General features: G+C 69.7%; 19 protein-coding genes. 9 read left to right on the top strand and 10 right to left on the bottom strand.

Going from position 1 to position 23264, the window contains the following annotated elements; genetic code table 11:
• Position 1: 1 nt before the first annotated feature.
• Positions 2–1666: a phosphoenolpyruvate--protein phosphotransferase gene (locus tag ACZK4S_RS01880; protein ID WP_463643180.1), complete on the bottom strand. Its 1665-nt coding sequence runs from the start codon at positions 1664–1666 to the stop codon at positions 2–4.
• 113 nt (positions 1667–1779) lie between these two features.
• Here ACZK4S_RS01880 and ACZK4S_RS01885 point away from each other — a divergent pair, with 113 nt between their 5' ends.
• Positions 1780–2034, top strand: coding sequence for an HPr family phosphocarrier protein (locus ACZK4S_RS01885; RefSeq protein WP_076060987.1), 255 nt, complete (start codon positions 1780–1782; stop codon positions 2032–2034).
• Positions 2035–2038: 4 nt separating this feature from the next.
• Here the strand turns inward: ACZK4S_RS01885 and ACZK4S_RS01890 are convergent, their stop codons facing one another.
• Both ACZK4S_RS01890 and ACZK4S_RS01895 read right to left on the bottom strand, forming a co-directional pair.
• Positions 2039–2692: a response regulator gene (locus ACZK4S_RS01890; protein ID WP_463643181.1), complete on the bottom strand. Its 654-nt coding sequence runs from the start codon at positions 2690–2692 to the stop codon at positions 2039–2041.
• A gap of 1 nt (position 2693) precedes the next feature.
• The gene (locus ACZK4S_RS01895) at positions 2694–4757 is read right to left on the bottom strand and encodes a sensor histidine kinase (RefSeq protein ID WP_463643182.1); all 2064 of its coding nucleotides are present in this window, start codon (positions 4755–4757) and stop codon (positions 2694–2696) included.
• Positions 4758–5107: 350 nt separating this feature from the next.
• On the opposite strand from ACZK4S_RS01895, the gene ACZK4S_RS01900 reads away from it, so the two are divergent.
• Positions 5108–5992, top strand: a complete 885-nt coding sequence (locus tag ACZK4S_RS01900) for an NAD(P)H-dependent flavin oxidoreductase (RefSeq protein ID WP_463643183.1) — start codon at positions 5108–5110, stop codon at positions 5990–5992.
• On the opposite strand, the gene ACZK4S_RS01905 is transcribed toward ACZK4S_RS01900, so the two are convergent.
• Positions 5989–7470 (bottom strand): aspartate ammonia-lyase, encoded by a 1482-nt coding sequence (locus ACZK4S_RS01905; protein ID WP_233120752.1) that lies wholly within the window; start codon positions 7468–7470, stop codon positions 5989–5991. The two genes, ACZK4S_RS01900 and ACZK4S_RS01905, sit on opposite strands and share 4 nt — an antisense overlap.
• Positions 7471–7529: 59 nt before the next feature.
• Here ACZK4S_RS01905 and ACZK4S_RS01910 point away from each other — a divergent pair, with 59 nt between their 5' ends.
• On the top strand, positions 7530–7958 hold the full coding sequence (locus tag ACZK4S_RS01910) for an NUDIX domain-containing protein (RefSeq protein WP_463643184.1): 429 nt from the start codon (positions 7530–7532) through the stop codon (positions 7956–7958).
• A 33-nt stretch (positions 7959–7991) separates the two neighbouring features.
• Here ACZK4S_RS01910 and ACZK4S_RS01915 read toward each other — a convergent pair whose 3' ends face one another.
• Complete coding sequence (locus tag ACZK4S_RS01915; RefSeq protein ID WP_463643185.1) at positions 7992–9332, bottom strand: dipeptidase; 1341 nt, start codon at positions 9330–9332, stop codon at positions 7992–7994.
• Between the two features lie 48 nt (positions 9333–9380).
• Here ACZK4S_RS01915 and ACZK4S_RS01920 point away from each other — a divergent pair, with 48 nt between their 5' ends.
• Positions 9381–9959 (top strand): ArsR family transcriptional regulator, encoded by a 579-nt coding sequence (locus tag ACZK4S_RS01920; RefSeq protein ID WP_463643186.1) that lies wholly within the window; start codon positions 9381–9383, stop codon positions 9957–9959.
• Between the two features lie 9 nt (positions 9960–9968).
• Entirely contained in the window at positions 9969–10445 is a 477-nt protein-coding gene (locus tag ACZK4S_RS01925) for a hypothetical protein (protein ID WP_463643187.1), read from the top strand.
• Here ACZK4S_RS01925 and purL read toward each other — a convergent pair.
• A complete protein-coding gene (gene purL, locus ACZK4S_RS01930) occupies positions 10381–12636 on the bottom strand; it encodes a phosphoribosylformylglycinamidine synthase subunit PurL (RefSeq protein ID WP_463643188.1) in 2256 nt (751 codons plus the stop codon). The two genes, ACZK4S_RS01925 and purL, sit on opposite strands and share 65 nt — an antisense overlap.
• Positions 12637–12825: 189 nt before the next feature.
• Here purL and ACZK4S_RS01935 point away from each other — a divergent pair, with 189 nt between their 5' ends.
• The gene (locus tag ACZK4S_RS01935) at positions 12826–15531 is read left to right on the top strand and encodes a S8 family serine peptidase (protein WP_463643189.1); all 2706 of its coding nucleotides are present in this window, start codon (positions 12826–12828) and stop codon (positions 15529–15531) included.
• Here ACZK4S_RS01935 and pepN read toward each other — a convergent pair.
• Positions 15495–18053 (bottom strand): aminopeptidase N, encoded by a 2559-nt coding sequence (gene pepN / locus ACZK4S_RS01940; protein WP_463643190.1) that lies wholly within the window; start codon positions 18051–18053, stop codon positions 15495–15497. The genes ACZK4S_RS01935 and pepN overlap by 37 nt on opposite strands.
• Before the next feature lie 183 nt (positions 18054–18236).
• Between pepN and ACZK4S_RS01945 the strand changes: the two genes are divergently transcribed.
• From ACZK4S_RS01945 to ACZK4S_RS01955, 3 genes are all read left to right on the top strand, one after another.
• The gene (locus ACZK4S_RS01945; RefSeq protein WP_463643191.1) at positions 18237–19013 is read left to right on the top strand and encodes a hydroxypyruvate isomerase family protein; all 777 of its coding nucleotides are present in this window, start codon (positions 18237–18239) and stop codon (positions 19011–19013) included.
• Positions 19014–19046: 33 nt separating this feature from the next.
• Positions 19047–19925 (top strand): 2-hydroxy-3-oxopropionate reductase, encoded by an 879-nt coding sequence (locus ACZK4S_RS01950; protein WP_463643192.1) that lies wholly within the window; start codon positions 19047–19049, stop codon positions 19923–19925.
• A 167-nt stretch (positions 19926–20092) separates the two neighbouring features.
• Positions 20093–21247, top strand: a complete 1155-nt coding sequence (locus tag ACZK4S_RS01955) for a glycerate kinase (protein WP_463643193.1) — start codon at positions 20093–20095, stop codon at positions 21245–21247.
• Positions 21248–21398: 151 nt separating this feature from the next.
• Here the strand turns inward: ACZK4S_RS01955 and ACZK4S_RS01960 are convergent, their stop codons facing one another.
• The 3 genes from ACZK4S_RS01960 to purS all read right to left on the bottom strand — a co-directional run bounded on the left by ACZK4S_RS01960 (position 21399) and on the right by purS (position 23229).
• A complete protein-coding gene (locus ACZK4S_RS01960; RefSeq protein ID WP_143570974.1) occupies positions 21399–22208 on the bottom strand; it encodes a sunset domain-containing protein in 810 nt (269 codons plus the stop codon).
• Between the two features lie 107 nt (positions 22209–22315).
• Positions 22316–22990 (bottom strand): phosphoribosylformylglycinamidine synthase subunit PurQ, encoded by a 675-nt coding sequence (gene purQ, locus ACZK4S_RS01965; RefSeq protein WP_076062025.1) that lies wholly within the window; start codon positions 22988–22990, stop codon positions 22316–22318.
• Positions 22990–23229 carry a phosphoribosylformylglycinamidine synthase subunit PurS gene (purS, locus tag ACZK4S_RS01970; RefSeq protein ID WP_076062023.1) on the bottom strand — a complete coding sequence of 80 codons (240 nt, stop codon included), beginning with the start codon at positions 23227–23229 and terminating at the stop codon, positions 22990–22992. Before purS ends, purQ begins: the two co-directional genes overlap by 1 nt.
• Positions 23230–23264 lie beyond the last annotated feature (35 nt).

Genomic DNA, 23264 nt, shown 5'->3' on the forward strand with positions numbered 1-23264 from the left:
TTCAGACCAGTTGAAGCTCCACGACCGCCGCTGACCTCGCGTCAGTGGCGGTCGGTGCTTTGAGTGCCGCTTCGGCTGCCCGCCGGCACTTCTCCAGGGAGACCTTGGTCAACTGCACACCGACGCCGGGCACGGCCGCCGCGGCCATCGACAGGCTGGTGACGCCCATCCCCACCAACACACAGGCGAGGGCGGGATCCGCTGCCGCCTCGCCGCACACCCCCACCGGTTTCCCCACCCGCTGACCGGCATCGGCGGTCATCTTCACCAGCCGCAGGACGCCCGGCTGCCAGGGGTTGGTCAGGTGGGCCAACTCCGGTGCGAGGCGGTCCGCCGCCATCACGTACTGGGCGAGGTCGTTGGTGCCGATCGACACGAAATCCACTTCCCGCAGGATCTCCTCCGCCAGCAGCGCGACGGCGGGCACCTCGACCATGATCCCGGCGACGAGATCCCGTTGCCGGCATTCGCGGGCGAATCCACGCGCCTCGTCGACGGTGGCGATCATCGGTGCCATCACCCAGGGCCTCGGCTCGCGACCCCGGGCGGCGAGTGCGATCGCGTCCAACTGCCGCCGGACCAGGCCCGGCTGCGACATCGCGAGCCGGTGCCCGCGGATGCCGAGGGCTGGGTTCGGCTCGTGGGGCAACGACGCGAAAGGCACCGGCTTGTCCGTGCCTGCGTCGAGGGTGCGCACGACGACCTTGCGCCCCGGGAACGCGTCGAGCACCTCTGCGTACGTGTCTGCCTGCTGCTCGACCGACGGTTCCGTGAGGGAGTTGAGGAAGCCGAGTTCGGTCCGGTAGAGCCCGACGCCGCCCACCGGGCCCGTCGCCGCCGCGCGGGCGGCGGCGCCGTCTGCCACGTTGACCAGCAACTGGATGGCGGTGCCGTCGGCCGTGGCCGCCGGGCCGGTCCACCCGTCGATGACGGCGCGTCGGCGCAGATCCGCCGCAACGAGCGCGTCGGCGTCCAGCTCGGAGAGCCGCCTGGAGAGGGTGCCCGCGGCACCGTCGAGCAGCACCACGTCACCGTCGGCGATGGACTCGAGGTCCGTGACGCCCACGACACAGGGCAGGCCCCGCTGCCTGGCGATGATGGCGGTGTGGCTCGTGGGCCCGCCGAGCCGGGTGGCGATGGCGATGATGAGATCGAGGTCGAGATCTGCCGTGTCGGCCGGCGACAGGTCGTCGGCGAGCAGGATGGAGGGCCGCTCCGGCGTCGGCACGCCGGGCTCGGGTTGCCCGGACAACCGCGAAACCACCCGGTCGCGGATGTCGCCCAGGTCTGAGACCCGCTCCGCCATCACCCCGCCCAGGCGCCGGAACGTCGCGGCGATGGATTCGATGGCGTTGATGGCCGCGGTGGAGGCCGGCACGCCGGCGGCGATGGCCTTCAGCGCGGGCCGGACCCAGCCGCGGTCGCTGGCGAGTTGAGCAGTGGCCATGAGCACCTTCGCCGCGGCGCCCTTGGCCCGGCGGGCCCGCTCCTCGTACCCGGCCGAGACGCTCTGCACGGCCTGCATGAACTCCTCGGCGGCCGCCTCTCGATGATCCGAGGCAAGCGCGTAGAGCGGCGCGGGGGGCGTCAGGTTCGGCCGCTTCCACACCACGGGCGCCTTCACCACTCCGGCAACGACTCCAGTGCCGCGCACGACGTCGGTCATGGTCCTCCCACCTCCAGGGTCGACGTTGTCAATGTACTTCCCCTTCGGGGACATGGCTATGCTGGGGCCCGAGTCCGCGCAAAGTCGCGCTTGGGCCGTGAAAGGAGCCGCTCGTGCCGAGCAAGACTGTGACCGTGGGATCGACGGTGGGCCTGCATGCCCGCCCTGCAGCCCTCATCGCCGCTGCCGCCGGAGAGTTCGACGATGACATCACGCTCTCCATGGGGGGCGAGTCAGTGGATGCCGCGTCCTCGCTGCTGATCATGACGTTGGGCGCCGAGAAGGGCCACGAGGTCACGGTCACCTCAGACAACGTCGCTGCGGTGGAGGAGATCGCGACGATGATCGAGCAGGACCTGGACGCCTGACTCCTCACACATCGAACCAGCCGTCCCCTGCCGTCTCGAGCGCCGCCTGCGTGGTGTTGACCACCTCGCGGCCGACGGCGGCGTACTTCTCGTAGGCCCGCGCCAGGTAGGTCTTCACCGAACTGAGCGAGATCGGCGGGTCGAGCTGCCGGCCAATGGCCTTCACCGGCACCCCCTCCCCCGCCAACCGGAGGCACTGGAGCTCCTGCGGCGAGAGGCTGGGCACGCTCTCCGCCTCCTGGAGCAGCGTGGCAGCCATGACGCTGCTCTGCGACCATCCCCCATCGGCGACATCGCGGATCGCCTGGACCAGCACCTGGGCGGGGTCCGATTTCAGCACCAGCCCCCGGGCACCCGCCTGCATGGCCAGCATGACCGGCACCCTGCGGTGCTCCGCCGTGAAGGCGATACTCCACACGTTGCGGGCGGTGAGCGCCTCAATCATTTCGTGTCCGGAGATCCGGCCGTCGAGGAAGAGGTCCACGACGGCGACGTCCGGCCGGATGCTGTCGAGGTCTGCGAGCATGGCCGACGGCTCCGTGTAGGAGCCCACCATCTCGAGGTCGCCCCCTGCGAGCTGGGGCAGGTCGCCCAGCGAACGCAGAATGAACTCATGGTCATCGAGGGCGACAACTCGGATGGGTACAGCTTGAGTCACGTCAACTCTCCTTGCCGGTTCTGAACTGGGTGAAATCCGGGTCAGCAATGCTGACCCAGCGTTGCAGGGGTGAATCCTCCGCCATGGCGACGGCGGGGGTCGCCGTCACGGTGGCGGTGCCCTCCTCGGCTGAAACCAGCAGCTGGGCCTGGTCCTCGCCGGGCCGCCCCAGGCGCCCGAGCAGCTCAACGAGATCGTCCGACATCGAGCCGACGTCGCCGGTCAGCAGCCGGGCATCCCACCCCGCACCGCGGAGCCTGTCGAGTTCCGAGGCGAGGCGTAGGGGCCCCGGCCACAGGCGCAGTTCATCGCGTATCCGGGCGCCGAGGCGGGCCGCACGCGCACGCGTCTCCGGTGCGAAGGGGTCGCGACTGCCGTCGGCGACCTCTCCGAGGAAGGCGCCGGTGAGTTTCTCGGCGCGCGCGAGCCAGCCGTGCCAGACGCCGTCGCGCGCCTGCGCGGCCTGGGCGCGGAGTTCCGCGGCGGCGGCGAGACGTCGGGTGACATGCAGGTGCCGCGACACCGCCTGCGCCCCGAACACCAATACCAGCGTCACGATCGTGTAGAGCAGCACGGCGAGGATGCCGCCGAAGTGCGAGCCGATCGTGGCCTGCCAACCGAGCGTGAGCCAACTGGTGGTGACCGCGCCCACCACCACGACGCCGGCCAACGGTACCGCCACCCTGACGGGCTGGCCGGGCAGGCCGATGATCAGGAGCGCCGACACCAGCGACGGTGCCCACAGGTCCCAGTCGGTGCTCGGTCCGCCCTGGACGGCGGCGTAATTGACGATGAACGTGATCATGCCGACGCCGCACAGCACCGCCGACTGCCACGGCGCCAGGCCGCCCCCGCGCACCGCGACGGCGCCCACCGCGATCAGCAGGGCGACGATGACCGTGATGGCCATGGGGAAGGCCGCGCCGGGCCACTCCAGGGTCAGGATGTGCAGGGCGCTGGCCGCGACCAGTGGAAAGGGGCACCAGGAGATCAGGCGGCGGGCCCGCTCCCCCAGGCCGCCCGGCTCGGGAGGCGGCGCCGGCCACAGCATCTCGACCGTCGTGCCGCCGGTCCCGGAATGCACGCGCGCCTCGCCCCCGATGGCCGCTAAGCGCTGCACCACGGAGCCTTCGAGGCCCAGGGACTGCCCGCGCGGTGCCGTCACGTCGAAGCCCGGCCCCTCGTCGGTCACGGTCACGCGCACCGTGCCGCCGCGCTGGACCAACTGCACCTCCGGGATGCCGGGGGTGTGCTTCAGGGCGTTGCGTACGGCCTCCCTCGCGGCGCCCACCAGCGCCTGCGCAACGGAGAGCGGGACGAGGAGGATCTCCGGTTCGCAGGTGATGACCTGACGGCGGGGCTTCAGCGAGCGGTGCAGCATGGCACACACGTCGACGGGCTTGTCGTCGGTGAGCGGCTCCGGCATCTGGGCGAGCCGCTGGCGGGCCTCCTCACAGGACGCACGCACCTCGTCGGCGCTGGCTGCACTCCAGGTTGCGCCCATCCGCTGCAGGGCGTGCAGCAGCGAATCATGCATCTCGCGTCGCAGTCCGGCGAGGGCCTCTGCGCGGGCGGCCGACTCCCCGGCCTCCTGCTCCTGTTCGGCGCGCAGCTGCCGGCTCGCGAGGTATTCCTCGGTGATGGCGATCGTGATCAGGCGGGCCACCACGATGACGCCCAGCCCGCTGAGCGTGTAGGCGAGGCTGCGGACCTGCGGACCCCATTCGAGCTGCTGGGTGCCCACGACGACGGCCAGGCCGAGCACGAAGGTACCCCCGAGCACCACGAGTTGGGGCTTGTTGTGGCGCAGCACGATGCCGTAGGTGAGCAACGTGCCGAACCACGCGTCGGTGCGCCAGTGACCGGGCACCGCGAGGCCTTCCCCCAGTTGGCCGACGACGATGATGACGGTGGCGACGACGGTGAGGCCGACGATGAGCCAGCCGAGCCTCCGGAACCACAGGCAGTCGATGGCCACGAGGACGTGGGCGACGAAGAGAACGCCCAGGCCGGTGAGGAGGTACGTGGGATCCTGCGGGGAGACGCCTGCGACGAGTTTGGGCATGCCGAGGATCGCGATGACCGCGACGGCGACTTCGATCGGCCTCTCAAGTGACGCCCCGCCCCCGCGTGGCCAAGGCCGCAGAACCTCCTGCGGCCGACCCTGCCGGCGGTGAACGTCCGGCGGCTCCGTCGTCTCCAGCGCCACGGGTTCACAATAACGCGAAAAGGAGGATGATGCCCCTGGTCTCCCCCAAATGGCCAGGGACATCACCCTTCACGAGAAGGACCCCCCATATGCGCCCGACTCTGGTCATACTTCACCACTGTCCGCGACGTCCGTACAGTCGTCCGTACGGACGACGCTGGAGGCGGCTAGGGTGGGGCACCCCGGCAACGTCGCTAGGAGGCCCCATGCCGCTCCCCGAATCACTCACCAGCAGACTCCGCCTGCCCGTGGTGGCCGCTCCGCTGTTCCTGCTCTCCGGCCCGGAACTGGTCATCGCAGCCTGCCGCGCGGGCGTGCTCGGCGCGTTCCCGGCGCTCAACCAGCGCACCACGGAGGGGCTCGTCAGCTGGCTCGAACGGATCGACGGCGCACTCACCGCCTCGGACGCGCCCCACGCCGTGAACCTCATCGTCCATGCCACCAACACCCGGCTGACCGCCGACCTCGAGGCCGTCGTCTCCCACAAGGTGCCGATCGTCATCACGTCGCTGGGCGCGGTGCCCGACGTCGTGGAGGCAGTGCACTCCTACGGCGGGCTCGTGCTGCACGACGTGACCACGCTCCGGCACGCGCAGAAGGCGGCCGCCGCGGGGGTGGACGGCCTGATCCTCGTCTCGGCCGGGGCCGGCGGTCACGCGGGCACCACCAATCCGTTCGCACTCATGGCATCCGTGCGGCCGTGGTTCGACGGCATCGTCGCGCTGGCCGGCGGCATCACCAGTGGGGCCGACGTGCTCGCCGCGCAGGCGCTCGGGGCGGATCTTGCGTACATGGGCACCCGCTTCGTCGCCACCGCGGAGTCGCGCGCCTCGGACGACTACCGCAGGCTGATCGTCGAGGCCGGAGCCGCCGACATCGTCTATACGCCCGAGGTCAGCTCCATCCCTGCGAACTTCCTCGCCGCGAGCCTCGCTGCGGCCGGCGACGAGACCCGCGACGAGCACACGGCCTGGCGCGACATCTGGTCCGCCGGTCACGGGGTGGCGGGCATCCATGACATCCCGACGGTCGCCGAGCTGGTCGACCGCCTCGCGGCCGAGTACGACGCGGCCCGGACGCGGGTGGGTTAGGACTGGTCGCGGCGGTCCGCCGCGTCGAGCTTCTCCTCCATCTGCGCGATGAGTTCCGGCGTCATCGCCGGCAGGCGGCCCGTGTCGAAGAGCCCGCCGGAGAGGTCCGCCGGGTCCAGGGCGTCGTCGATCTCCTCCGCGGTGAGGTTGCCCTCCGCCAGCACCAGTTCCCGGATCGAGCGCCCACTCCTGAGCGCCTCTTTGGCGATCTTGCTGGCGTGCAGGTAGCCCAGCTTCGGCATCAGCGCCGTGACCACGCCGACGGAGGTCGACACCTGCCTGTCCAGGCTCTCGCGGTTGACGGTGATGCCGTCGACGCAGTTGATCCGCAGCGTGCGCACCGCTCGGCGCAGCCAGGTGCTGTTCTGCAGCAGCACGTGCGCCATGACGGGCTCGAACGCGTTGAGCTGGAGCTGCCCGGCCTCGGCCGCGAAGGACACGGTGATGTCTGCTCCCGCGATCACGAACGCCACCTGGTTGACCGCCTCCGGGATCACCGGGTTCACCTTGCCGGGCATGATCGAGCTGCCGGCCTGCACCGGTGGGAGGTTGATCTCCCCGAAGCCCGCCTGGGGCCCTGAGCTGAGCAGCCGGAGATCGCTGCAGATCTTGCTGAGCTTCATCGCGGCGCGCTTCATCACCGACGACGCGGAGATGAACACGCCGGTGTCACTAGTGGCCTCGATCAGGTCCGGGCCGTTGTGGAGCTGGGGGTGTCCGGTGATCACGCGCAGGTGCCCGATGACCGCCTTGGCGTAGCCGTCGGGCGCGGTGATGCCGGTGCCGATGGCGGTGGCACCCAGGTTCATCTCCTCCAGCAGCGGGAGGACGTCCTCGATGCGGTCGATGTCCTCGCCCAGGGTGGTGGAGAAACCCCGGAATTCCTGACCCACCGTCATGGGCACGGCGTCCTGCAGCTGGGTGCGCCCCACCTTCAGCACGTCCTTGAACTCGCGACCCTTGGAGGCGAACGAGTTGCGCAGCAGCCTCATCTCCTGGGTAAGCCGCTCCATGGCGTAGACGAGGCTGAGCTTCACCGCCGTCGGATAGGTGTCGTTGGTGGACTGCGAGCGGTTCACGTGGTCGTTGGGTGAGATGTAGTCGTAGTCGCCGAACGGCCTCCCGGCCAGTTCCAGCGCGCGGTTGGCGATCACCTCGTTGAAGTTCATGTTGGTGGAGGTGCCGGCCCCGCCCTGGATGACGCCCACGACGAACTGGTCGTGGAGTTCACCGTCGACGATGTCCTGGGCCGCCCTGTCGATGAGGTCGGCGCGCTCCGCGTCGAGCACCCCGATGTCGCGGTTGGCTCGCGCCGCGGCCTGCTTCACCTGGGCGTAGGCGACGATCAGGTCCGGGTACACCATGATCTGGCGACGGCTGATGTAGAAGTTCTCCACTGCCCGCAGCGTGTTGATGCCCCAGTAGACGTCGTCCGGGATCTCACGCTCCCCCAATGAATCACGCTCGATGCGGACCACGATTCCTCCTCGCTGAAGAACAACACCGTCACGCTACCCGACATGGTTGAGTTACGACCATGGATCTGATCGCCTGGGTGATTCTGAGGGACGACGTGGGCCGCGTGCTGCTGGCGCGGCGCAGCGGCACCATGCTGGCCGACGGGCTGTGGAACCTGCCCGGCGGTCACATCGAGGACGGTGAGCCCGCCGTCGTCGCCGCGGCACGCGAGGCTGGCGAAGAGATCGGGGCCACCGTCGCCGCCGGCGACCTTGCCCAGGTCGGCCTGCAACGCTTCGACGTGGCCTATGGCGCCACCCGGGCGCAGGGCTTCAACTTCTTCTTCGAGTCGACCGTGTGGCACGGCGACCTGGCGCCGGGCGAGGCGACGTCCGAGGTGGGGTGGTTCGCCCTCGACGACCTGCCGGAGGACTCACTCCCCTGGCTCTCCGCGGCCCTGCACACGCATCTGGTCGAGGGCCACTTCTACGTGGAGACTGTCGCCTGACAGGTATGTCGCCGGGCCCGGAGGGACGAGGAACTAGCCTCGATCGCCGGTTGAGAGCTTCTGCAGCAGCAGGGTCTCGGCCAACGCGGCCTTGGCGAAGTCGCCCAGGTCGAGGGACTCGTCGATGCCGTGCATCCGCGAGGTGGGATCCACCACGGCGGTGACCAGCACCAGCGCGCCCTCGTTGCGGCTGGCGAACTCACCGACGATCGGGATGGAGCCCCCGATGCCCATCTCCACGGGCTCGACCCCGAACGCCTCGCGGATGGCGTCGACGGCGGACCGGGCACGCTCGTCGTCGAGCGAGGTGCGGCTGCCCGCTCCCCCGCGCTCCGACTGGATGTCGATCCTGGCGCCCCAGGGGGTGTGCCTGATCAGGTGCTCGCGCAGCGCCCGGTCCGCGGCGACGGGGTCGTCGCCCGGGGCGAGACGGACGCTTACCTTGGCGCGGGCCGACGCGATGAGCGTGTTCGACGCGTCCTTGACGGGAGTGGCGTCGATGGCCAGAACGGAGCAGGCCGGCTTCGTCCACATACGCGCCGAGGCCTTGCCCTCGCCGATCCACTGCACGCCGTCGAGGATGCCCGCCTCCGCACGGAGCTGCGCGTCGTCCTCGTAGTCGATGGTGGGCTCGGGGTCCACGGCGAGGCCCTCGATGGCGACGTTGCCCTTGTCGTCGTGCAGGGTGGCCAGGACGCGGCACAGGGTGGTCAGCGCGTCAGGCGCGAGGCCGCCCCACTGGCCGGAGTGCACGCCGGATTCGAGCGTCGAGACGGTGACCACCGCGTCGATGAGGCCGCGCAGCGTGGTGGTGAGCGCGGGCTGACCCACCGTCCAGTTCATGGAGTCCGCGATGATGAAGACGTCGGCGGCCAGTTGCGTGCCGAAGGTGTCCAGGAGTCGCTGCATCGACGGGGAGCCGATCTCCTCCTCACCCTCGATGAAGACCTTCACGCCCACGGGCGGCTTGCCCTCGAAGGCGCGCAGCGCGGCCAGATGCAGCGCGACGCCGGCCTTGTCGTCCGCGGAGCCGCGCGCATACAGGCGGCCGTTGCGCTCGGAGGCGCTGAACGCGGGCGTGGTCCACGCCTCGGGATCGCCGATGGGCTGCACGTCGTAATGGGCGTACAGCAGCACGGTGGGCTGACCCTCGGGCGCCGGGAAGTGACCGTAGACGGCCGGCTTGCCGCCGGCCTCGAGGAACTCCACCTGCGGGCACCCCACCTCGCGCAGCAGTTCGGCCACCGCCTCCGCGGCCGTCAGTACGTCGTCGTCGTGTTGGGGCACCGACGAGATCGAGGGGATGGCGATGAGGCGCTCGAGGTCCGTGAGGACGGACGGCAGTACAACGTTGACGCGGTCATGCAGGCTCATGGATCCAGACTACTACTTTCGTATGAGCCGAAGATGTATTCTGCCTCCATGAAACAACGGCCACCGATGATCGCGCCGCTCCTGCGCACGGACCTCCAGGGAGAACTGCTGGCCGCGCTGTTCCTGCACCCCGATGGGGAGTACACCCTCACGGACCTGTCGCGCCTCCTGGACGCCGGGCTCAGCACGGTGCACACGGAGGTGGAGCGGCTGGCGGAGGCCGGCTTCATCCGCGAGCGCCGCATCGGACGGGCCCGGTTGGTCCGGGCGAACCCCACCCATCCGCTCACACCGTCGCTCACCGAGATGCTGACGCTCACCTACGGGCCCCCCGCGGTGCTGCCGACGCTGCTGTCACGGCTGAAGGGCGTGGAGGAGGCCTACCTCTACGGGTCCTGGGCCGCGCGCCGGTTGGGCGACCCCGGCCCGTACCCCGAGGACGTCGACGTGCTGGTGATCGGCGCCGTGTCCCGACGCTCCGCCGGCCGCGTGCAGGCCGAGGCCACCGGGCTCCTGCGCCGCGACGTCAACCTGACGGTGCTCCCCACCGACGAATGGCACCAGCCGACCACCGGCTTCGCCAAGACGGTCCGCTCCGGCCCACTCGTACCGCTGACGCTGTCCTAAGCTGGCAGCATGTCGCGCTCAGCCCTGGCAGACCTCATCAAGGAGCGCCGCGTCGAGTCCGTCGCGCGGGACCCCCAGCAGGTGGCCACCCTGCGCGAGCAGGCGCGGGCACACCTGGCCAGTTCGCGGATGATCGGACACACGGACGTGGCCGGCGCCTTCTCGCTGGCCTATGACGCCATCCGCAAGGAACTCACGGCGCTGCTGCTGGAACACGGGCTCCGGGCGAAATCCGCCGGCTCGCACGCGGCCACCGGTCAGGCCGCGGGCATCCTGCTCGAGGGGTTCGACACCAACGGTTTCGAGTGGTTGCGCCTCGTGCGCAACGCCACCGAGTACGGATCGACGAAGCGCCCCGGCGCCACCATGGAGGACGTGGAAGAGGCGTGGGAGTTCGCGCGCGAACTCGGTGAGTTGAAACCTAGGCCATCGCAGCGGGAATCGGCGAGACCCAGACGTTCCTCGCCTCCTCAGCCGACACGGTGAACTGACCGACGAACTCGAACTCGTCGCCCTCGGTGACCTCGCCCAGGCGCTGCACCGGAACGCCGTGCTCCGCGCAGAGTGCCTCGAACTCGGCGACGGCGCCCCCGGCCAGCGACACGATCGCACGCGCCGCGGACTCCGCGAACAACTCGACGGTGGGCTCGCCCTCGGGCAGCGTCACCGCGAAGCCGGTGCCACCCTTGAACGCCGACTCCGCGAGCGCGACCGCCAGGCCACCCTCGCTGAGATCGTGCGCCGACGACAGCAGGCCGCGCCTGGCGGCCTCGCCCATGAGCTTGGCCAGTGCCATCTCCGCGCCCAGCTTGACCACCGGCGGCAGGCCGCCGAGGTGGCCGTCGTGCACGGCGGCCTCCCAGATGGAGCCGGAGAGTTCCTCGCCGGTCTCACCGAGCAGGAGGATGGAATCACCGGGATGCGTGAACGACGCGCGGATGCGGGTGGCCACGTCGTCGATCACGCCGAGCACGCCGACGGTGGGCGTGGGGAGGATGGGCTCCTCAGCCGTCTGGTTGTAGAGCGACACGTTGCCGCCGGTGACCGGGATGCCCAGCTCACGGCAGGCGTCGACCAGGCCGAGGATGGCCTCCGCGAAGGTCCACATGACCTCCGGGTCCTCCGGCGAGCCGAAGTTGAGGCAGTCCGTGATGGCCACCGGCTCCGCGCCGGTGACGGCCACGTTGCGGTACGCCTCGGCCAGCGAGTGCTGCGCGCCCAGGTACGGGTTGAGGTAGGTGAAACGCGAGTTGGCGTCCAGCGCGAGCGCGATGCCCAGGCCGGTCTCCTCGTCGATGCGCAGCATGCCGGAGTTCTCCGGCTGCGCCAGGACGGTGTTGCCGCGGACGTAGCGGTCGTACTGCTGCGTGACCCACGTCTTGTCCGCCACGTTGCCGTGCGCGAGCACCCGGAGCAGCGCGGCGCGCAGGCCCTCAGCGGTGTTCTCGCGCGGCAGGTCCTCAGCGCGGTCCGCCTGCACGTCGTCCAGCCACTCGGGGCGGTGGTAGGGGCGCTCGTAGACCGGGCCCTCGTGCGCGACGGTCTTGGGGTCGACGTCGACGATGGTCTCGCCGTTCCATTCGATCAGCAGGCGGTCACCCTCGATGACCTCGCCAACGACGGTGGCCTGGACGTCCCACTTGCGGCAGATCTCCATGAACCGCTCGACGTTGCGGGGCTCGACCACGGCCATCATGCGCTCCTGCGACTCGCTCATGAGGATCTCCTCAGGCGCGAGGTTCGGGTCACGCAGCGGCACCAGGTTGAGGTTGACGAACATGCCGCCGTCGCCGGCCGAGGCCAGTTCCGAGGTGGCGCAGGAGATGCCCGCGGCGCCGAAGTCCTGGATGCCGTTGATGATGCCCGCCTGGAACAGCTCCAGCGTGCACTCGATCAGCAGCTTCTCCATGAACGGGTCGCCCACCTGGACGCTGGGTCGCTTGGCCGGGCCGTCCTCGTCGAACGTCTCCGAGGCCAGGATGGACGCGCCGCCGATGCCGTCCCCGCCCGTGGCCGCACCGAACAGGATCACCTGGTTGCCCACGCCCGAGGCGTGCGCCAGGTGGAGGTCCTCGTGGCGCAGGACGCCCACGCAGAGGGCGTTGACCAGCGGGTTGCCCAGGTAGGAGGTGTCGAACTGGACCTCGCCGCCGATGTTGGGCAGGCCGAGGCAGTTGCCGTAGCCGCCGACGCCGGAGACGACGCCGGGCAGCACCCGCCGGGTGTCGTCGGCGTCGAGGGGGCCGAAGCGCAGCGAATCCATCACGCCGATGGGACGCGCGCCCATGGCCAGGATGTCGCGGACGATGCCGCCGACGCCGGTGGCGGCGCCCTGGTACGGCTCGACGAACGACGGGTGGTTGTGGGACTCCGCCTTGAACGTCACGGCGTAGCCCTGACCGATGTCGACGACACCGGCGTTCTCGCCGATGCCCGCCAGCAGCGGTCCGCGCGGGGTCTCCTGGGACAGGCTGCCGAACTTCTTCAGGTGCACCTTCGACGACTTGTACGAGCAGTGCTCGGACCACATGACCGAATACATCGCCAGTTCCGCCGACGTGGGGCGCCGGCCGAGGATGTCGCGGATCATCTGGTATTCGTCGTCCTTGACGCCGAGCGCAGCGTACGGCTGCTCGACGTCGGGGCTCTGGAAGGCATTCTCAACGGTGTCTACCACAGGGACAATCTACCGTGCCGCGCTCGGAACCGTCGCCCGTGCTCAGCGAGGGCGCCCCTAACCCCCAGGGGTGGAATGCCCACCTGCGCCGATCGGCATGGGGAGAGACTGACCCCCTCGTCCTGCATGATGACCCATTCCCTTCTCCACGACGAAGTAGTCGTGGAGCCTTACCAGGAGGAGAACTGGATGTCGCATCCATTCGCCGCCCGCTGCGCGCGGGCCTTCGGTGTGGGTCTCCTGTCAGCCACCGTCGCGCTCAGCGCCGGGACTGCCATGGCCGCACCCGGGCAGGCACCCATCGCCACCACCCCCACCACCCCCGCACCCCCCATCGAGGAACAGCTGGCAGCTCTCGGCGACGAGGTCGTCAGCGGTCGCTGGTTCGTCGAGGTCGAGGGGGCCCCCGAGATCGCCGGCGGCACCGCCGGCGCCGCCAAACAGGCCCAGGACAAGGTCATGGCGGCAGCCAAGGCCGAGGGCATCGCGCTGAAGCAGCCGAAGCGCTTCACCGCCACGTGGAACGGCGTCGCCGTCACCGCGAGCGCCGCCGACGCCAGCAAGCTCGACGCGCTGGCCGGGGTACGCGGGGTCTACGCCGTCGTCCAGGTGGACAAGCCCGTCCAGGACGCGGCCGCCAGCCCCGCCATCAATTACGCGCGCACCATGACCGGCGCAGATGTCGCCAACCAGGAGTTGGGTTACACCGGCGCCGGGATCAAGGTCGGCATCATCGACTCCGGCATCGACTACAACCACCCCGACTTCGGGGGGTCCGGCACCAACGACGAGACCAGGGACTTCCCCGGTGAGCGCGTCAAGTGGGGCTGGGACTTCGTCGGCGACGCCTACGACGCGAACAGCGACGACCCGGCCATCAACACGCCCGTCGGTGACCGCTGGCCCGACGACTGCGGCGGGCACGGCACGCACGTGGCGGGCATCGTGGGCGCCGACGGTGAGGTCACCGGCGTCGCCCCTGAGGTTGACTTCGGCTCCTACCGCGTCTTCGGCTGCGACGGTTCCTCCAGCTCCGAAATCATCATCGAGGCCATGGACCGCGCGTACGCAGACGGCATGGACGTCATCAATATGAGCCTCGGCGCGTCGCTGCAGACCTGGCCCAGCTACCCCACTGCGCAGGCTGCGGACCGCCTCGTCGACGCCGGCGTGGTCATGGTCATCTCCCAGGGCAACTCCGGCGCCAGCGGCACCTTCTCCGGCGGCGCGCCCTCCGTCGCGCACAACGTGATCTCCGTCGGCTCGGTCGACAACGAGCAGTACATGGCGAACTACCTGACCTCCACCGCAGGCACCGAGCTCGCCTACATGACCGCGACAGGCTCTCCCGCCCCGGAGCCCGGCACCACGTTCGCGCTGGTCAACGCCGACCCGGTCACCGCCTGCGTGCCCGCCGAGATCGAGGCGGCGGGCGCGGACGGCCAGGCGCTGCTCATCCAGCGCGGCGGCTGCACCTTCCACGAGAAGGCGCTCAACGCCCAGAACGCCGGCTACGACGCCGTGCTGATCTACAACAACGCCTCGGGCATCATCAACATGACGGTGGAGGGCACCACACCCATCACGATCCCCGCCATCAGCCTGCTCCAGGCCGACGGTACGGTCCTGGCGGCCGAAGCCGCTGCCGGCGCCACCAGCATCACGTTCTCCAAGGACCAGAAGCGCTTCGACAACCCCACGGGCGGCTACCAGTCGGACTTCAGCTCCTACGGCCTGGCCGCAGATCTGACGCTGAAGCCCGATGTGTCGGCCCCCGGCGGCAGCATCTACTCGACCTACCCGCTGGAGGAAGGCAGCTACGCGACGCTGGGCGGCACGTCGATGGCAGCCCCCCATGTGGCTGGCGCCGCGGCGCTCGTGCTGGAGGCCCGCCCCCAGTTGGATCCGTACGAGGTCCGGACGCTGCTCACCACCACTGCTGACCCCTTCATCTGGGGCCTCTTGCCCCAGTACGGGCTGGCCGAACCGGTGCACCGCCAGGGCGGCGGCCTCGTGGACATCCCGCACGCCATCACCACGGCGACCTTCGTGGAGCCGCAGAAGATCTCGCTGGGCGAGAGCGCGGCCGGACCGGTCACGACCACGATCAAGGTGACCAACACCTCCGACCGTGACCTGACCTACGACCTCGGTGTGGAACACGGCGTGGGCACCTGGGGCGAGTCGACCGACTCTCTCGGGTTCTACATCCTCGAGGCCGACGTCACATTCTCCGCCGCCAGCCTCATGGTGCCGGCCGGTCAGAGCGCCACCGCCACAGTGACCATCGACGAGAGCTTCGAAGCGGAGCTCGACGGCGCCATCTACGGCGGCTGGATCACGCTCACGTCGGGGAGCGAAGACCTCGTGATCCCGTTCGCGGGTCTGGCCGGTGACTACCAGTCGCTCACCTCACTGGAGTTCGCGGCGCTCACCTACATCGACGACGAGGGCGTTCTCTCCGTGGCCGAGCCGTGGCAGACGTTCACGCTCGCCGACGGCGACATCCCGCGCATCGCGCTGTACCTCGCCTACCCCGTGTCGGGCCTGTACGTCGACGTCTACCGGGCGAACCCGGACGGCACCCGCGGTGAGAAGGTGCACGCGAACTACCTCAACTACGCCACGGAGGTGGACCTCGGCCGCTTCGGCGGCCTCGCCACCATCGCGTGGGACGGCACCTATCAGGGCAACCAGAGCGGAAACGGCAAGCTGCGCACCGTTGCCGACGGCAGCTATGTCCTCCAGGTCCGCGTGCTCAAGGCGCTGGGCGACCCCTCGAACCCGGACCACTGGGAGACGTGGGATTCCGCCCCGCTCACGATCGATCGTGCGGAAGGCATCGACGATCCCCGCGACTACAACGGTCCCAGCAAGGGCCGCGGTAAGCGCTGACCCCTGACCGAGGTGGCGATCTCGTCCTCGTGGATCTCCTCGCGGACGAGTCGCACCAAGGTCGCCGGGGCGGCGGGGTGCGCGGCGAGCCAGTCACGGCCCGCCGCGTGCCCGCCCTCCGGGAACCCGCCCCGCACGAGCCGCATGGCGATCTCAATCGGGTGGTCGCGCCACACCTGCTCGAGAGAGCCGAAGTACCGTCCAGCGTACGGTTCCCTCAGTTCCCGCTGGCCGGGTGCGGTGAAGCCCGCCAGCAGCGCATCGACGGCGTCGTTGGTCTCACCGTCGACGGCGTGCGCCCGGCGCCACGCCTCCTCCTTCACCGCCGCCTCCGGGCGCGAAGCCCAGGCCCGCAGGCGCGCCGTGCGCCCGGCCGCGGTGTCGTCGGCCGCCAACGCGGCATCGAGTTCGGCATCGGTGGCGGCGCCCTGCGTCGAGAGGCTCTGCCACGCCAGCCAGGTGAGATCGGGCGAGAGCTCGAGCCCGTCGATCCCACCGTCGAGCACCCACCGCACGTCCTGGGCGGCCAGCGCGGCGCCGCGGAGGTACGCGCGGGCCCAGAGCAACTGCTCCGGGGAGCCGGCCTCTGCGGCTCCGGTGGCCGCGCGGGCACCGTCGCGCCACTGCTCGGCCAGGCGCGGGTCGGTGCTGTACCGCGACACCGCGACGAAGGCGCGCTCGAGCAGCGAGGCGAGCACGCCGGTCTGCCGCTCGCCAGCCCCCAGCACCGATGCGACGAAGGCACCCGGCTCCAGGTCACCGGCGCGGACGTCCTGCCACAGCGCGGTCCAGCCGACGGCCCGCGGAAGCGGCTCGAGGTCGCCGACGTGGCCCAGCAGGTAGCCGCGCGACGTCTCGTCGAGGGCGACCCGGGCGAAGGTGCGATCCAGGTCGTTGAGCAGCACGGCGTCCGGCAGCGGCCGGCCGACGGCGGCAGCCACGGGCGTTTCACCGGCGGTGAGCACCACGTCGTGGCGGCTGTCGAGCTCCAACCGGTCCCCCATCAGGCGGTAGAGGCCCACCGTGGTGGCGTGGGGCCGGCCCGCGTCGGTGTCGCCCGCGCCGAAGAAGTCGCGGTGCACGACGAGTTCGCGCACGGTGCCATCGTCCGGCTCGGCGAGGACCGTGGCGCTCAGCGTGTCGTGGCCTGCGGTCTGCAACCAGGCCGCGCTCCAGGTGCTCAGGTCCCGGTCGGTCTCGGCGGCCAACGCGTCGATGAAGTCCGCGAGCGTGGCGGAGGAGAAGGCATGCGCCTTGAAGTAGCGACGCGAGCCCGCGAGGAACGCGGGGAGGCCGACGAAGTGCACCAGCTGCGTGAGGGCGGAGGCGCCCTTGGAATAGGTGATGCGGTCGAAGTTGGTCTTGGCCGCCTCGAGGTCCGGGATGTCGGCGACCACGGGATGGGTGGTGGGCATGGAATCGGCGAGGTAGGCGCCCACCTTGCGTTGGGTGGCGAAGTTGACCCAGCCCTCGTCGAAGCCCGCGGCTTCGACAGAGACGTGGGTGCCCATGAATTCGGCGAAGGATTCCTTCAGCCACAGGTCGCCCCACCAGCGCGGGGTCACGAGGTCGCCGAACCACATGTGGCTCATCTCGTGAAGCACAGTGTTGGCGCGCCCCTGCAGCTGCGCCGGCGTGGGCGTGGAGCGGAAGAGGTACTGCTCGGTGAACGTGACGAGCCCCGGGTTCTCCATGGCGCCGAGGTTGTATTCGGGCACGAAGATCTGGTCGTACTTGGTGCCCCACGGGTACGGGCCGAAGTGCTCGGTGAACCAGTCGAGGCCGGCCCCGGTGACGCGGAACAGTTCCTCGGCGTCCAGGTGCTGCACGAGGCTCCTGCGGCAGAGCAGCCCGAGTTCAAGTTCCCCGGTTCCTGAAGGCTCCCCGGGTTCGCGAGCGCCCGTCCAGGTAGTGCTCACCCGGTGGTACGGGCCGGCGCAGAGGCAGGTGATGTACGTCGACAGCGTCGGCGTGGGCTCGAAATCGACCCGCACCACACCGTCGGCGACCTGTGCCCGGGTCGCCTCGGGCTGATTGGAGCCGAACCACCAGCCCTCCGGCCCGGTGAGCGCGAAGGTGAAGGGCGCCCGCACATCGGGCTGCTCCAAGGTGGGGAAGACGCGCCGCGCGTCGGCGGGTTCGTACTGCGTGTAGAGGTAGGTCTCGCCGTCCACCGGGTCCACGAAGCGGTGCAGGCCCTCGCCCGTACGGGAATAGCGGGCGCGCGCCTCGACCAGCACCTCGCAGCGACGACCCACCGGCAGGTCGGCGAGGCGGAGCCGAGCGCCGTCATACTGCACGGGTTGCGGCTCGCCGTCGATGAGGAGGCGGTCCACTTCGCCGATGAAGTCGAGCCACGTCTCGCCTTCTGATGCGGTAAGGGACAGGAGCGCCACGACGGGGAAGTCATGGTGCGCCGGATCGACCGCGTCCCGCACGTCGACCTCGACGTGGTAGGCGTGCACCTCGACGGTGGTGGCACGGTGGGCGGTTTCCTGCTGGCTGAGGTTCGCAGACGACATGGAGCCTGAGTCTAGACGTGAGCATCGCGCCACCTCGGCGTGCGCCTCCGGTGTGGAGCAGTATCGCCCAGTGGGATCGGCCCGGCGCCAGGGGGTACTTCAGGTTCGGGGGTGCGGTTAGGGTTTCCCTAGAAGAAGGGATGCTTCCATGGCGAAAGACGAGGATGTCTCAGGTCCTACACCGTGAACTGCTCCATCCTCCTGACCGGGCTGCCGCTGCTCGAGCGCGCGCAGGCAGCACGGGACGCGGGATTCGATGCGGTCGAGTTCTGGTGGCCCTTCGCCACCTCCATCCCGCGTGCAGCCGAGATCGGGGCCTTCGAGGCCTCGCTGCGCAACGCGGGCGTGCAGCTCACCGGCCTCAACTTCAACGCCGGGGACATGGCGGCGGGTGAGCGTGGCCTCGTGTCACTCCCGGGCCGAGAGGATGAGTTCGTCGCCAACCTGGACGTGGTCGCCGGCATCGGGGAGCGCACCGGCTGCCGCGCCTTCAACGCGCTGTACGGCCTGCGCGACGACGCCTACACCCCGGACGAACAGGACGCGCACGCCGTAGAGATGCTCCGCAAAGCTGCGGACGTCGTCGACCGGATCGGTGGCACCGTGCTCGTTGAGCCCGTGTCGGGTGCCGAAGGCTACCGCCTGAAGACCGCCGCCGATGTGCTCTCAGTCATCGCCGAAGTCGGTCGTGACAACGTCAAGCTGCTCGCCGACTTCTTCCACCTCGCCGCCAACGATGACGACGTCGCCGCCGTGATCGAGGACCACGCAGCCGACTTCGGCCACATCCAGATCGCCGACTTCCCCGGCCGGGGCGCCCCCGGCACGGGCAGCCTCCCGCTGGCCACCTGGCTCGAACGCTCGAAGGAACTCGGCTACGACGGCCACATCGGCCTTGAGTACAAGCAGGCCGACGAGCCCTTCGCCTTCGTCGGCCGGGGCGTCCTCCCCGGCATCTGACCCGCTCCCACCCATTCTTCGAAAGGCCTTCTCATGACCAACATCGCATTCATCGGCCTGGGCATCATGGGGCTCCCCATGGCGAGGAACCTCGTCAAGGCGGGCCACACCGTCGTCGCCTTCAACCGCAGCCCCGGGAAGGTGCAACAGTTCGCCGCCGAAGGCGGCCGGGGCGCCACGTCCGTCGCCGAGGCAGTGAAGGACGCCGACGTCATCATCACCATGGTGCCGGATTCTCCCGACGTCGAGGCCGTGGTGACCGGTGACGAGGGAGTGTTCGCCAACGCGAAGCGGGGCGCCATCTGGATCGACACATCCACCATCCGTCCAGACGTCGCCCAGCGCCTCGCGCAACAAGCCACGGAAGCCGGCATCCGCGCCATCGACGCCCCCGTGTCGGGCGGCGAGGCCGGTGCGGTCGAGGGCAACCTGTCGATCATGGTGGGCGGCGACCCGGGCGTGGTGGAGGAGGCCCGCCCCGTGCTCGAGGACGTCGGTACCACCATTGTGCACGTCGGCCCGGCCGGTAGCGGCCAGACGGTGAAGGCTGCCAACCAGCTCATCGTGGCCGGCACCATCCAGCTCGTGGCCGAGTCGCTCGTATTCCTCGAGGCCCACGGCGTCGACCTCGAAGCCGCCGTCCAGGTACTCGCCGGTGGCCTCGCCGGGAACCGCGTCCTCGACCGCAAGGCCGCCTCGATGATCAAGGGCGAGTTCACTCCGGGGTTCCGCATCGACCTGCACCACAAGGACCTTGGAATCGTCACCTCTGCGGCCCGTGAGGCGGGGGTCATCCTCCCCGTCGGCGCGATCGTCGCCGAGCTTATGAACTCCGCCCGCCAGCGCGGGTACGGATCGCTGGACCACTCGGCTCTGCTGAAACTCGCGCGGGACCTGGCCGGCAAGAGCTGAGCCGCTCGCCCCAGCCCGACCGTCCACGACGACAACCGTCGCACCCACTAAGGAGACCCACCATGGCCCGGTACTCATCCACCTGCGTATCGACGTCCAGATGACGGAGATCGAGTTCCACATCGAGACCCACGGACCGTCGCCCGCCGGCGGCTGAGGAGGCCTTCGTGTTGGTCGTCATCGCCCCCGACAAATTCAAGGGTTCCCTGGCCGCGCATGAGGTTGTCGAGGCCATCGCCGCGGGTATCCGCGACGTGATGGGTGAAAGCGCAGAGATCGTGTCCCTCCCCGTCGCTGACGGCGGGGAGGGCACGGTCGAGGTGGCCATCGCGGCCGGTTACGAGCGGCGCACCGCCATGGTGCGCGGCCCACTCGGCCACGGAGTCAACGCCCACTGGGCACTTCGCGATTCGGAGGCCGTCATCGAAATGGCGGCGGCCTCCGGCCTCGAACTCATCCCCGCAGCTGAACGCGACGGTCTCCGGGCCTCGTCGTTCGGCACCGGAGAACTGGTGCGCGAAGCACTGGATGCCGGGGCCAGCACCATCGTCCTCGGCGTGGGCGGCTCCGCCTCCACCGACGGTGGCGCAGGCATGCTGGAAGCCCTCGGGGTCAGGCTCCTTGCCGCCGATGGCTCCCTCGTGGGTCCCGGTGGCGGCCAGTTGGCCGACCTCGCACTGGTCGACGCTTCAGGGCTCGACCCGCGGCTGGCCGCCACGCGTCTTGTGCTGGCCAACGACGTGGACAACCCGCTCTGCGGACCCAGAGGCGCCGCTGCCGTGTTCGGGCCCCAGAAGGGCCTGACCCCGGACGCCATCCCCGTCATCGACGACGCCTTGATGCGCTGGGCGAACCTCCTCGGCGAGGCCATCGGGTTCCCGCCAGGAGCGGATCTGCTCCCGGGCGCGGGGGCGGCCGGCGGGGTCGGCTTCGCGGCCCTCGCTGGGCTCGGGGCTGAATCCCGGCCGGGGGCCCAACTCGTGGCGGAGCTCGTGGGCGTGCCTCAGGCATTGGTCGGGGCGGATCTCGCCATCACCGGCGAGGGCAGCCTGGACGAGCAATCCTTGGGCGGCAAGGCCCCGATGGGCGTGCTCGCCGCCGCCAAGAAAGCCGGGGTGCCCGCCGTGATCGTCTGCGGCAGGTCCCTGCTCGACGACGAACAACGGCAGGAAGCAGGATTCACCGCTCTCTACGCGCTCACCGACCGGGCCACCAGCCGGGAGGAGAGCATGCGCGAGGCGGCGAGGCTCCTGCGCGAGGTCGGACGAGAGATCGCGATGTCGATGTTGACGTCGCTTCCCCTGCGAAAAGGCCAGACATGACGAACGAGCAGTCGCAGGGCGGCGACGGGATCTGCAAGGTGCCGACGCGGAAGAGGCGCTGCACCAGCGCCGTATGCCGCCCTGCCGCTGGCCGGGCAGTTGCTGACCCGCGGCGAGCAGTGTCAGTCAGAGCTCTCCGACAGGGCCCCGCTCAGACCTTGGCTGCCCGGTACCCGGCCGCCTCTGCCGCGCTACGCGTCGCGAAGCACTCCTCGGGCTGCGTGCGGCTGTAGTAGCGCTGATCGGGCATGTGGTAGATCATCGAGTTCGCGTTGCCCTTGATGGGATATGCCGACGGGCAGTTCCAGCCATTCGGCGAGGCGGACCCCGACGTCGGCGCCGGGGCCACCGTGACGGGAGCTGCGATCGCCGCCGGCTTGGGCGCGACAGCTGCGCTGAGGAGCTGCTTGGGGCCTGGAGCCGGCGGCGCCAGGTACGGCGCAGGGGCCGGGATCATCGTCACGGCGGGCACCGTGGAGGTGGAGAAGCGCACCATCGAGTTGAAGACCTCCTTGGTCTCCTGCTTCACGACTCCCCCGGTCTCCGAGGCGACGGTGGCGACGATGTAGTTGCGGCACGCGCCCCGGCCGGTGGTCGCGGTGTCACACTCGGTACGCCACGTTCGGCCGTCGGCCGAGGTCCAGGAGCCGGTGGTGCCCAGCGGGTTCGACGCCCACGCCTGCCGTGCCGAAGGGAGGTAGGCGAGGTTGTTGAAAGCCCAGGTGTTCTGCTTGTACCACTGGCCGTTCTCCATGAAGACCTTGGTGGCGAAGATGTCCGTGGTGCACCGGATGATGGTCGCCGAGTAGTTGGAGCACCCCGTCTGCCAGTAGCGGTCGTTGATGAGTTGTACACCGGGCGTTGAGTACACGTCGCCCGTGGCGGCCTGTGCGGGCGCCGGGACCAGTAGCCCCGCCGTCGCTATGACGGCTGCGGCGATCCCCGCGAGAGTTTTGCGCATGGACATGAACATTTCCCCAATCACCGGGACCCCCGCCCGGTTCCGAGCAGTCTGACACAGCCGAACTGGGCGCCATCCCCCGGGGTGGGTCTATGCAGCCGAAAGGGTCAGACGCGGGCGCCGAGGAACCCGATGACCGACTCGAAGAACCTCGCGCCGTCCGTGGTGGGCGACGTGAGCGGCTCGACGTTGTGCTCCGGGTGCGGCATGAGACCGACGACGTTGCCGCGCTCGTTGGTGATGCCGGCGATGTCATTGGCGGAGCCGTTGGGGTTGTCCAGGTAACGGAAAACGATCTGGTCGTTGTCCTCCAGTTTGCGCAGCGTCTCCGGCGTGGCCTGGTAGTTGCCCTCGCCGTTCTTCAGCACGATGGTGATCTCGTCGCCCTTGGCGAAAGCAGCGGTCCAGACGGTGTCGATGGTCTCGACGCGGAGCCGCTCGTCGCGGCAGATGAACTGCTGGCCGGCGTTGCGGATCATGGCGCCTTCGAGCAGGTGCGCCTCGCAGAGGAGTTGGAAGCCGTTGCAGATGCCGAGGACGGGCATGCCCTTGTTCGCGGCGTCGATGATGGTGTCCATGATGGGACTGAAGCGGGCGATGGCGCCGCAGCGCAGGTAGTCGCCGTAGGAGAAGCCGCCGGGCAGGATGATCGCGTCCACGCCGTCGATCGAATCCGAGCCGTGCCACAGCGGGACGGCCTCGGCGCCGGTGAGTTGCACAGCGCGCAGCGCGTCGTGGTCGTCGAGCGACCCCGGGAAGGTGACGACGCCGATGCGGGTCATCAGTCGGTCACCACATCGAAGGATTCGATGACCGTGTTGGCCAGCAGGGTCTCTGCGGCCTGACCGATCTGCGCGAGCATCTCGGGGGTGACGTCGCCGTCCACCTCGATCTCGAAGCGCTTGCCCTGCCGCACGGACATCCCGTGGAAGCCCAGACGCTGCAGGGCACCGGTGACGGCCTTGCCCTGAGGATCCAGGATCTCGGGCTTGGGCATGACGTTGACAACGACGCGTGGCATGGGGGCAATCGTACCGGAAACGGGATGGGCGGCCC

Source organism: Tessaracoccus zhenghani (genome assembly GCF_055326325.1).